This is a genomic window from Brachyspira catarrhinii (assembly GCF_005518285.1).
Classification (GTDB): Bacteria; Spirochaetota; Brachyspiria; order Brachyspirales; family Brachyspiraceae; genus Brachyspira; species Brachyspira catarrhinii.
In genome coordinates, this window is the sequence record NZ_SJDU01000058.1 from 1 (window position 1) to 9,299 (window position 9,299).

Here is a 9,299-nt window from a genome sequence, read left to right on the forward strand (position 1 = left end):
AAAAAGAATGGATTATAAAAGAATAAATTAAAAATGAAATTAAATATTATAATAGTTTTTATATTTATTAGCGTTTTAAATTTAAGTTGTTCAAAATTGATACTTGTGAGAGAACCCGAGATGAGAGTTTTGGGAGGAAAAACTTTAATCGAGGCTCAAGTTTTAGGAAGATACCGACAGATAGACGAAAGCGCTTATCAAATATCCACTTTATCGAGCGAAAAAGATTTAAGTCTTATTATGGTAAGCACAAATGTTTCGGATGAAATAGCATCCGATTATAAAGAGGCTTTAATAAGAAGTATGTTTAATCAAGACGAAATAAATTTATATAAAACCAACTCTTATATAGGCGAAAACAATAAAGGTTATCTTTCGTATATCGCTTTTGAAATATCGACTCCGAAAAATCAATTTGGAGAGGAGAGAATAAATTATATAAAAGAAATAATGGAAAAAGAAAATACAGACAGAAGAACTATAGCCGAGTATTTGATTCTTTCTGACCCAAAATTAACTATGGCGAATATCAAAGAAGTGGAAACGGCTTTATATAGAAGGAACATTCAAAGGCTAATAAATAATACTTATTATCAACTGCCAGACGATACTTGGACGGTTTATACTAATACGAATAATTAACTATTTCTTATTTTTCAAAGTTGCAATAACAATTTCGGGATACGCAAACAATCTGAAAGGAAGCAAAACTACTCCGACTCCCGAAGAAACATAAATTTTCGTTTTTCCGCTTTGCATATTTCCATAAATAGTAGTTAAAGGATAATCTCTATTTTTATTTAATCTTTCTATCAAAGGCATTGGAACAAGACTTATTTGCATTCCATGAGTATGTCCGCAAACAAAAAAATCTATAAGTTCGTTATAACCTTCTTTTTTTGCAATAGCCAAAGGAGCGGCGGGTTCATGCGACAACAAAATATTAAAATCGTTTGTTTTGACATTTTTTGTAGCCAAATCAAATTTGACATCGTCCGTCATAAAATCTCCGACTCCTCCTATTGAAATATATTCTCCGATGTCGTTGGTTATAAATATTATATTATTGTCGAGCATCTTAAAATTATTGGAATGCATGGCGTTTGAAACATCAATTTTGCTTTCATAATTATCATGATTTCCCAAAACGGCGTATTTTCCGAGCGGAGCTTCCAAATTTTTTATTCCTTCGATAAGTCTATGAATATTTTTTTTATTATGATATTTAAACCATCTAGGCGCGCTATAAATATAATCCCCGATAAATAGTATAATGTCGGGGTTATTCTCCGTTATCATATCGGACATTTTTTGTATATGCGAAGTCGGAATATAAAGCCCCGAATGAATATCCGAAGCTAAAGCGACTTTTATATTGTCAAAACTTTTTGGCAAATCTTCAAATTCCAAATCTATATAACGAACTCTCAAAGCTCTCGAAGTCTTAAACATATATAAAGAAAATAATATCGCGAATATAATTATAACGAAAATAATTATTTTAATTTTTTTGGATTGGTTTTTGTATTTATTCAATAATTTCTTGGCTTTATTCATTTGTTATCCCGTTTTATTAAAAGTTATAATATATCAATATAAATTTTTGTAAATATAAAATTAAAAGTTTTACAATTTATTAAAATTTATACGATACTAATATTAAGGCATTATTTTCAAATTAATTTCACGCTTGAATAATAAGATTTTTATGTTATAATTCAAGTAGATGAAATAAGGTAGGTGTATGGTTCAAGAAGAAGTTGTTGTAGCGGAAAAAGAATGCGTAGCCGTCAGGTTACTCGCCGAATATCCAGATTTGGATTATTATATTTATTTAATGTTTTTTATAGATAAAGACAATTTGAAATTGATTGGCATGGAAATGTTGGTTTCAAATAATTACGATTTCTTTAATTTGCTTAACAATACGAACGATTTAAAAGAATTATACAAACATATCGAATTTGCCGTTTCCACCGAAAATAATCTAATTTTTCCAAGCGATAAATTAAAAGAAGATATAAACAAAATATTGAAAGACAGAGTAAACAGATTTAATATTGTAAATTATTTGATTAAAAACGATATAGTTCCCGTTATAGATATATTTTCCGACACTTTAAATATATCTATGGATTTCAATATAGGAATATACGATATTGCTTACAAATATTATTCCGTAAACGATATTAAATTTTTTATAGAAAATACCAAAGACGATATACAAAATAAAAAAATCGATTTTGATGTGTATAATTTTTTCTCAAACGCCGAATACGAAATGATTAACGAGGAAGAGGATATTGCCGACAAATATCAAATAATAAACGCTTCTTTGGTCGTCTCTCCCGTGAACGGAACTCCGATAAACGAAATTAAAATAGGCGATATGGTTGTCGTTAGTATAAACTCAAATCTTTACGAAGAGAATATGATTTATATAGAATCCAAAGGCAAAAAAGACGAATACTCTAAAGCTTTGGTTCCAGGCGAAATTATAGAAAAAGTTGTTACTGACGAAAACGTGAAACTTACGATAAAATTAAGCGATGAATATTGCGCCGTAATAGAAGAAACCGAACCGATTAAATTAAGAATATTCGACCCCGACAAAGACACTTATATAGCGCCCGTGGTTTCAATGGACGAGAGACTTAATTTGGTAGCGAAATTTTTTGACAATCTCAGCATTTTTCAATTAATAATGTATGGACTCGGAATAACTTCTTTATTTATTTTAGGGTATATACTTTATATTATAATTAATAATTGACATATAATAAAAAACAATTTGACTTATTTATAAAAATAATATAAAATACTTGTCATAGTAATTTAATAAATAAAGAGGTGTTCGTTATGAATAGCAAAAAAGTTTTATTATCAGTTTTGTCTTTAATAGTTTTGGTTTTTTCAGCTTGCTCAAATACGGCTAAAGTTTCCGACTCGGAGATAATCGTTAATTTAAGCGTAGAGCCGAAAACTATCGACCCAAGTTTTAACGCTCAAATATACGGCGTGATTTACATTCAGCATGTATTCGAGGGCTTGACGACAAGGGACAGAAACAATAAAGTAGTGGAAGGAGTCGCGGAAAGTTGGGATATAAGTTCGGACGGAAAGGTTTACACTTTTCATTTGAGAACCAACGCTTTATGGTCGGACGGAAAACCAGTAGTGGCGGAAGATTTCGTTTATAGCTGGAGAAGGGAAGTCGACCCTGCCGTTGCGAGCGAATTTAGTTATCAGCATGAACCAGTGAAAAACGCTCGGGATATAACCGCTGGAAGAATGCCAGTAGAAACTTTGGGAGTTAAGGCGATAGACGATTATACTTTGGAGGTGGAATTGGAAGCTCCAACCGCGTATTTTCTCGAGTTAACCGCTTTTCCTACTTACGCTCCTTTAAGAAGAGATATAATCGAAGAGCATGGCGACAGCTGGACTTTAAGCCCCGAAACTTATATTGGAAACGGTCCTTATGTTATGAGCGAAAGAAATATAGACGAAAATATAATTATGGTAAAAAGCACGAATTATTGGAATGCCGACACCATAATCGCTCCGAAAATAACATTCGTATTTATGCAAGACGGAGCCGCCGCAATCGCTGGAATAAAAGACGGAACTTTGCATTTGGCTTACGAACCGCCACAGCAGGATATACCGACTTTAACGGAAGAGGGCTTGATACAGATTAAACCTCTAATTGCCACTTATTATTATCCTATAAATGTTACCAATCGATATTTGAGAGACGCGAGAGTGAGAAGGGCTTTGTCTTTAGTAATAGACAGAAATTACATAGTAGAAAATGTTACAAAAGGCGGACAAAAACCCGCTGGAGGCTGGATACCTTATGCCGTTAATGATGTGAGCGGGGATTTTAGAGAAAACGCGGGCGATTTATACGATATTTCAAAAGAAGGCTACAGCAACAATATAGCTTTGGCAAAACAACTTTTAGCGGAAGCTGGATATCCCGATGGAGCGGGTTTTCCCGTTATAGAGTTTAAGACTGACCCAGGAAATCATGTTGGAATATTCGAAGCCGTTCAGCAAATGTGGAAAGAGCATCTTAATATAGATTCTTCGATAACTCAAATTGACAACGCTTTACTCGGACAAACTTTGCTTGAAAAAAACTTTATGATTGGAAGGCTTTATTGGTCATCCGATTATATGGACCCAATGTCAATGATGAGTTTATTCGTTAGCTATAACACTCAAAATAACGGAGGCTATAGCAATAGAAGATATGACGAGCTTATAGAAAGAGCGGCGTCCACTGGCGACCAGAATGTGAGAATGGCGGCCATGCATGAAGCGGAAAAAATATTTATAGACGATATGGGCGCGATTCCGATTTATTTTTATACCGAGCCTTTGCTTGTAAATCCTAAATTAAAAGGAGTCGTTTATAATCCTTTAGGCTTTCATAGATTCAATTACGCTTATTTGGAAAAATAGTTTAAAAGCTTTGTAAAAACTTGACATTTTTTATAGCTTATGTTATAATAATTTCATTAATTAAGCCGAGTTAGCTCAGTAGGTAGAGCAAAGGACTGAAAATCCTTGTGTCTAGGGTTCGATTCCCTGACTCGGCAAATTTAATTTTTAATATGCAATCCTTAAAAGAGTTAACCGAATATATCAATCCTTTATACGAAGATAATCATTTAATAGTCGCCGTAAAACCTCAAAATATTCCAACGCAGGGAGACAAAAGCGGGGATATTTCTTTTTTTGAATATGCGAAAGATTATATAAAATTAAAATATAATAAAAGCGGAAATATATTTTTGGGATTGGTTCATAGATTGGATAGACCTGTGGCGGGAATTATGGTATTTGCCAAAACTTCTAAAGCTGCGGGAAGATTAAGCAAAGCGATAAGAGATAGAAAATTTGAAAAAATTTATTATGCGATTGTCAATGGGGTTTTGTCCGAAAAAAACGGAATGCTTGAAAATTATATTATTAAGAAAAGCAATAAATTAGGAAATATAGCGCAAATAGTTTTTGAAAATACTAAAAATTCAAAATTTGCAAAACTCAAATATAATGTCGTTAAAGAAGATATTATAAAAAATTTGTCTCTTGTAAAAGTCGAACTCGAAACGGGAAGATTTCACCAAATAAGAGCGCAATTTTCAAATATAGGACATGCGATATACGGAGACAGAAAATACGGAAATTATATTAAATACGATAGAAACGATATTCCGCTTGCGTTATTTGCGAAAAGTTTGAAATTTCCGCATCCCGTGAAAGACGAAATCGTATTTGTAGAGGCTAATTTGCCGAATAATAGTCCGTGGAATTTATTTTAAGTATTGACAAAAAATTAAAATATAATACAATTTGAGTAAATAGGGGAGCTTTAAAAGGCTGAGAGGAAATTAAATTTTCGACCCTTATAACCTGTTTGGGTAATGCCAGCGTAGGGAATCACTCTCATATTATTAAAAAATAAATAAAATGAGATTCTTTTCTAAAGTTGGTCTTGTTTTATTTATTTTTTAATCTATTAAATCTATTAAATCAAAACAAGATTAATTCACATTTCAAACGGTTATAAAAATCAAAATTACTTAATTATTTTTATGCCAATGTAAGTTTTGGCGAAGGGGTTTTTATGACTTACAAATTATTTACAAAAACTTTAGTATTATTGCTCTTGCTTTCGTCTTGCAATAATATTAAAGAAAAAGATATTAAAGACGAGATAACGGTAAATTTGGAGTATGAGTTAAAAACTATAGACCCAGCTTTAAATAGTAGCTCTTACGGGTTTATATACATTAATCATGCTTTCGAGGGTTTGCTAAATAAAGACACAAACAACAATATAATCGAAGGAGTCGCGAACAAATGGGAGATAAGCGAAGACAATTTAAGATATACTTTCCATTTGAGAGATGACGCGAAATGGAGCGATGGCAAAAAAGTTACGGTGGGAGATTTTTTATATTCTTTCAGAAGAGCGGTAAATCCAGAAACCGCCTCTCCAATGTCTTATTTGATGGAATATATAAAAAACGCTAAAGATATAACGAGAGGATTAAAACCCGTTCAATCTTTAGGAGTTATCGCCGCGGATGAAAAAACTTTGATTATAGAATTGGAAGCGCCGACTTTATATTTTTTAGATATTGTCGCTTCGGGCGGAGTGTATGTTCCCGTTAGAGAGGATATTATAGAAACCTACGGCGATAATTGGACTTGGAAACCAGAAACTTATATTGGAAACGGCGCTTATAAAATGGTTGAAAGAAAGCCAGACGAACTAATAGCGTTTGAAATCAATACGAATTATTGGGATTATAAAAGTCAAGTCGCAAAAAGAATTAATTTTGTATTGATGGCTGACGAATATATAGCTTTGAATTCCGTTAGAACTGGAGATGTCGATTTTTCTATAACCGCTCCTCCGATAGGCGAAATAGAAAATTTAATTAAGGACGGACTCATGGCGGTGAGCGATATTATAGGTTGTTATTATATCGATGTTAATACGAAAGATAAGGCTTTATCCGATAAAAGAGTGAGAAAGGCTTTATCTCTTGCAATTGACAGAAATTATATAATACAAAATATAGGGCATGGAAAATTAATCGCAACTGGCGGATTCGTTCCTCCTGTTGTAAAAGGCTTGAATAAATCTTTCAGAGAAGAAAGCGGAGATTATATAGACATTAATAATCATGCAAAAAATGTGGAAGAAGCGAAAAGATTAATGACGGAAGCGGGCTATCCGAACGGAGAGAATTTTCCTCCTATAGAAATAAATGTTGGAGCTGGATTTTATACTACGGTAATGGAAGCCGTGCAAGTTATGTGGAAAAATAATTTGAATGTCAATTTGAGAATTAGAACTGTCGAGTCAAAAATAAGTTTACCTTTAAGAGAAGCGGGAAACTATCAAATGGTTAGGGCAAGCTGGACGGGAGATTATAACGACCCTTTGGCTATGCTTCAAATAATGACAAGCGACAGCGATTTTAATTACGGCGGATTTTCCAACGAAAGATACGACAGTTTAATAGAATACGCTCGAACCTCTACCGATGCCGAAAAGAGAATGGAAGCTTTGCGAGAAGCCGAAGCGATATTATTTGACGAAGTTCCGATTATACCTTTTATATACAGAACGGATTTTTTGGTTGTGAGTCCGAAACTTAAAAATTATATTGACGAACCTTTGGGAAGATATAGGTTCAATTACGCTTATATGGAAAAATAAGAAGTAGAATTTAAAATTGTCATTGCGATGGGATTAACCCATTGCAATGACTAAAAACTAATTTTAAGAGAGAATATCCACAAACACCGAAAAATCACCCATTAAATATTCGTCCGATATTTTCAAATTATATTTTATATTCAATGATTCGAGAATTTCTTTTGTAGTTTTTAATATGTCCTCTTTTTTATAATAATAATATTCGTCTCCGTATTTTTCCTTGCATGAAATATCGAGCAAATTAAAACAGACGCCTTTTCTTGATGCGATTAAAAATAATTTGATGGCGTCTTTCAAAAATTTATCGTTATTTCCAAGATTCAAATTAAAAATTCCCGAAGAATATATATAATCGAATTCTTTTTCCGCATTCGAGTTTCCGAAAAAATCCAAAGTCATAAATTGCGGATTAATATTTTTAAAAGTTTTCGCTTTAGCTCTTTCAATCATTTCGGGCATTATGTCTATTCCGATATAATACAAATTTATATTTTGATTGTCTATATATTCCGCCAAACTCCCGAGTCCGCAGCCGACATCAAGCAGAACGGAAGATTCCATATTAAAATGTTCCAATAAAGTTTTGAATCTCAATTCCTGCGCTTCTTTCGATTCCCAATCCAAAACCTGATATTCGGGAATATTAAAATCTTTCACTCTGTTTATATAATGTTCTATTATTGCCGATTTTTTATTTTTCATTTTTCTACATTTAATTTGTTTAATATAATTTATAAACGGTTTTTTGATTATATTCTCTGTCCGCTTCCAATATTATATTAGGAAAATGGACAAAATTCAAAGACGCTGGCAAAAATTCCGTTTCAAGACAAAAAGCGTTATGTTTATTTAAAATCGTTTTTCTCACTTCTCTTCCGTTAAGCATATTTCCCGAATAAAAATGCATCGCTGGTTTTGTTGTGTAAAGTTCCAAAGTTAATCCCGTTTTTTCGCTATATACTTTCGCTCTCAATTTATTTATATTTTCGCTATCGAATATAAAACAGTTGTCATAACCGCCAGCTTTTTCAATATCCGCTCCAATTTTTTTAGTTTTATTAAAATCAAAAGGAGTATTTTCCGTTTTCAAAATTTCTCCAGTTGAAACATATTCTTCGTTTACGGGCAAATAAAATTTTGAATCTATAAATAAATCATGCTCGTAAATTAGTCCTTCGCCGTTTAAGTTCCAATAAGAATGATTCGTTAAATTAATCGGAGTAGGGGAGTCGGATGTTGCAAAATATTTTATTATTATTTCGTTTTCGTCCGTTAAAGAATAAGTAATTTCAATTTTTACATTTGCTGGATAGCCTTCCTCTCCGTCTTTAGAAAAGTAAGAAAATAAAACCGTTCTATCGTCCAAACTTTTTGAATCGAATTTTTTGAAAGATATTCCTTCAACTCCGCCATGCAAATGATGTTTATTATTGTCGTTTTTTGCGAGTTTATAAATTTTATTATTTAATTCAAATTCTCCGTTTATCGTTCTGTTTGCAACTCTGCCAACCGAAGAGCCGATATAATCATGCGCTTTCAAATAAAAATCGTAATTGTCGCTTCCGAAAGACGCTTGAATTTCGTTATTATTTTTATCTTTTATGAAAACTCCCGTAATCGAAGCGCCTATATCGGTTAATTTTAATATCATTCCGTTTTTATTTTTCAATTCGTATAATAAATATTTTTCGCCAAAATTTTTAATTTGCATAATTTTCCTTTTTTATTTTATATAATTTTATTTTTAATTTAATTAATTTGTTTAGATTTAATTATAATTATAAAGTGGAATTAGTCAATAAAATATATATTTTAAACTATTTTTCAAATAATGGTTTATTTTATATTCTTATGAAAATTAAACTTATCAATATAAAATCCGATATTTTTATAGAAAAAAATAGTTGACATTTTTTAAATAATTGTTATTATATAAATAGATTAAATGATTAATGAATAAAAACAGTTTCAAGTGAAGCGATTTTTATAGTGAAGAATGGAATTAATTTTCATATTGGTATAAAAAAGATGGAATTAGAAATAAAGTATGAGG

8 protein-coding genes, 1 tRNA gene and 1 riboswitch are annotated in these 9,299 nt (G+C 31.7%); of the genes, 6 read left to right on the forward strand and 3 right to left on the reverse strand.

All coding sequences use genetic code 11. From position 1 onward, the window contains the following. Positions 1-33 precede the first annotated feature (33 nt). On the forward strand, positions 34-642 hold the full coding sequence (locus EZH24_RS03605; protein ID WP_137997764.1) for a YdbL family probable chaperone protein: 609 nt from the start codon (positions 34-36) through the stop codon (positions 640-642). Here EZH24_RS03605 and EZH24_RS03610 read toward each other — a convergent pair whose 3' ends face one another. Further along, positions 643-1,452: a metallophosphoesterase gene (locus EZH24_RS03610; RefSeq protein WP_236847057.1), complete on the reverse strand. Its 810-nt coding sequence runs from the start codon at positions 1,450-1,452 to the stop codon at positions 643-645. Positions 1,453-1,744: 292 nt separating this feature from the next. Between EZH24_RS03610 and EZH24_RS03615 the strand changes: the two genes are divergently transcribed. The 5 genes from EZH24_RS03615 (at position 1,745) to EZH24_RS03635 (ending at position 7,246) form a co-directional block, all read left to right on the forward strand. Further along, positions 1,745-2,773 carry a hypothetical protein gene (locus EZH24_RS03615; RefSeq protein WP_137997766.1) on the forward strand — a complete coding sequence of 343 codons (1,029 nt, stop codon included), beginning with the start codon at positions 1,745-1,747 and terminating at the stop codon, positions 2,771-2,773. An 86-nt stretch (positions 2,774-2,859) separates the two neighbouring features. Beyond that, positions 2,860-4,470, forward strand: coding sequence for a peptide ABC transporter substrate-binding protein (locus EZH24_RS03620; RefSeq protein WP_137997767.1), 1,611 nt, complete (start codon positions 2,860-2,862; stop codon positions 4,468-4,470). A 64-nt stretch (positions 4,471-4,534) separates the two neighbouring features. Beyond that, a tRNA-Phe gene (locus EZH24_RS03625) sits at positions 4,535-4,607 on the forward strand. Positions 4,608-4,622: 15 nt separating this feature from the next. Beyond that, positions 4,623-5,333: an RluA family pseudouridine synthase gene (locus EZH24_RS03630; RefSeq protein WP_137997768.1), complete on the forward strand. Its 711-nt coding sequence runs from the start codon at positions 4,623-4,625 to the stop codon at positions 5,331-5,333. A 31-nt stretch (positions 5,334-5,364) separates the two neighbouring features. Beyond that, a riboswitch (TPP riboswitch) is annotated at positions 5,365-5,467 on the forward strand. A 171-nt stretch (positions 5,468-5,638) separates the two neighbouring features. Continuing rightward, a complete protein-coding gene (locus EZH24_RS03635) occupies positions 5,639-7,246 on the forward strand; it encodes a peptide ABC transporter substrate-binding protein (protein ID WP_137997769.1) in 1,608 nt (535 codons plus the stop codon). A gap of 63 nt (positions 7,247-7,309) precedes the next feature. On the opposite strand, the gene EZH24_RS03640 is transcribed toward EZH24_RS03635, so the two are convergent. Next, a complete protein-coding gene (locus tag EZH24_RS03640) occupies positions 7,310-7,948 on the reverse strand; it encodes a class I SAM-dependent methyltransferase (protein ID WP_137997770.1) in 639 nt (212 codons plus the stop codon). A 19-nt stretch (positions 7,949-7,967) separates the two neighbouring features. Then, the gene (locus EZH24_RS03645; RefSeq protein ID WP_137997771.1) at positions 7,968-8,957 is read right to left on the reverse strand and encodes an aldose epimerase family protein; all 990 of its coding nucleotides are present in this window, start codon (positions 8,955-8,957) and stop codon (positions 7,968-7,970) included. Between the last annotated feature and the right edge of the window lie 342 nt (positions 8,958-9,299).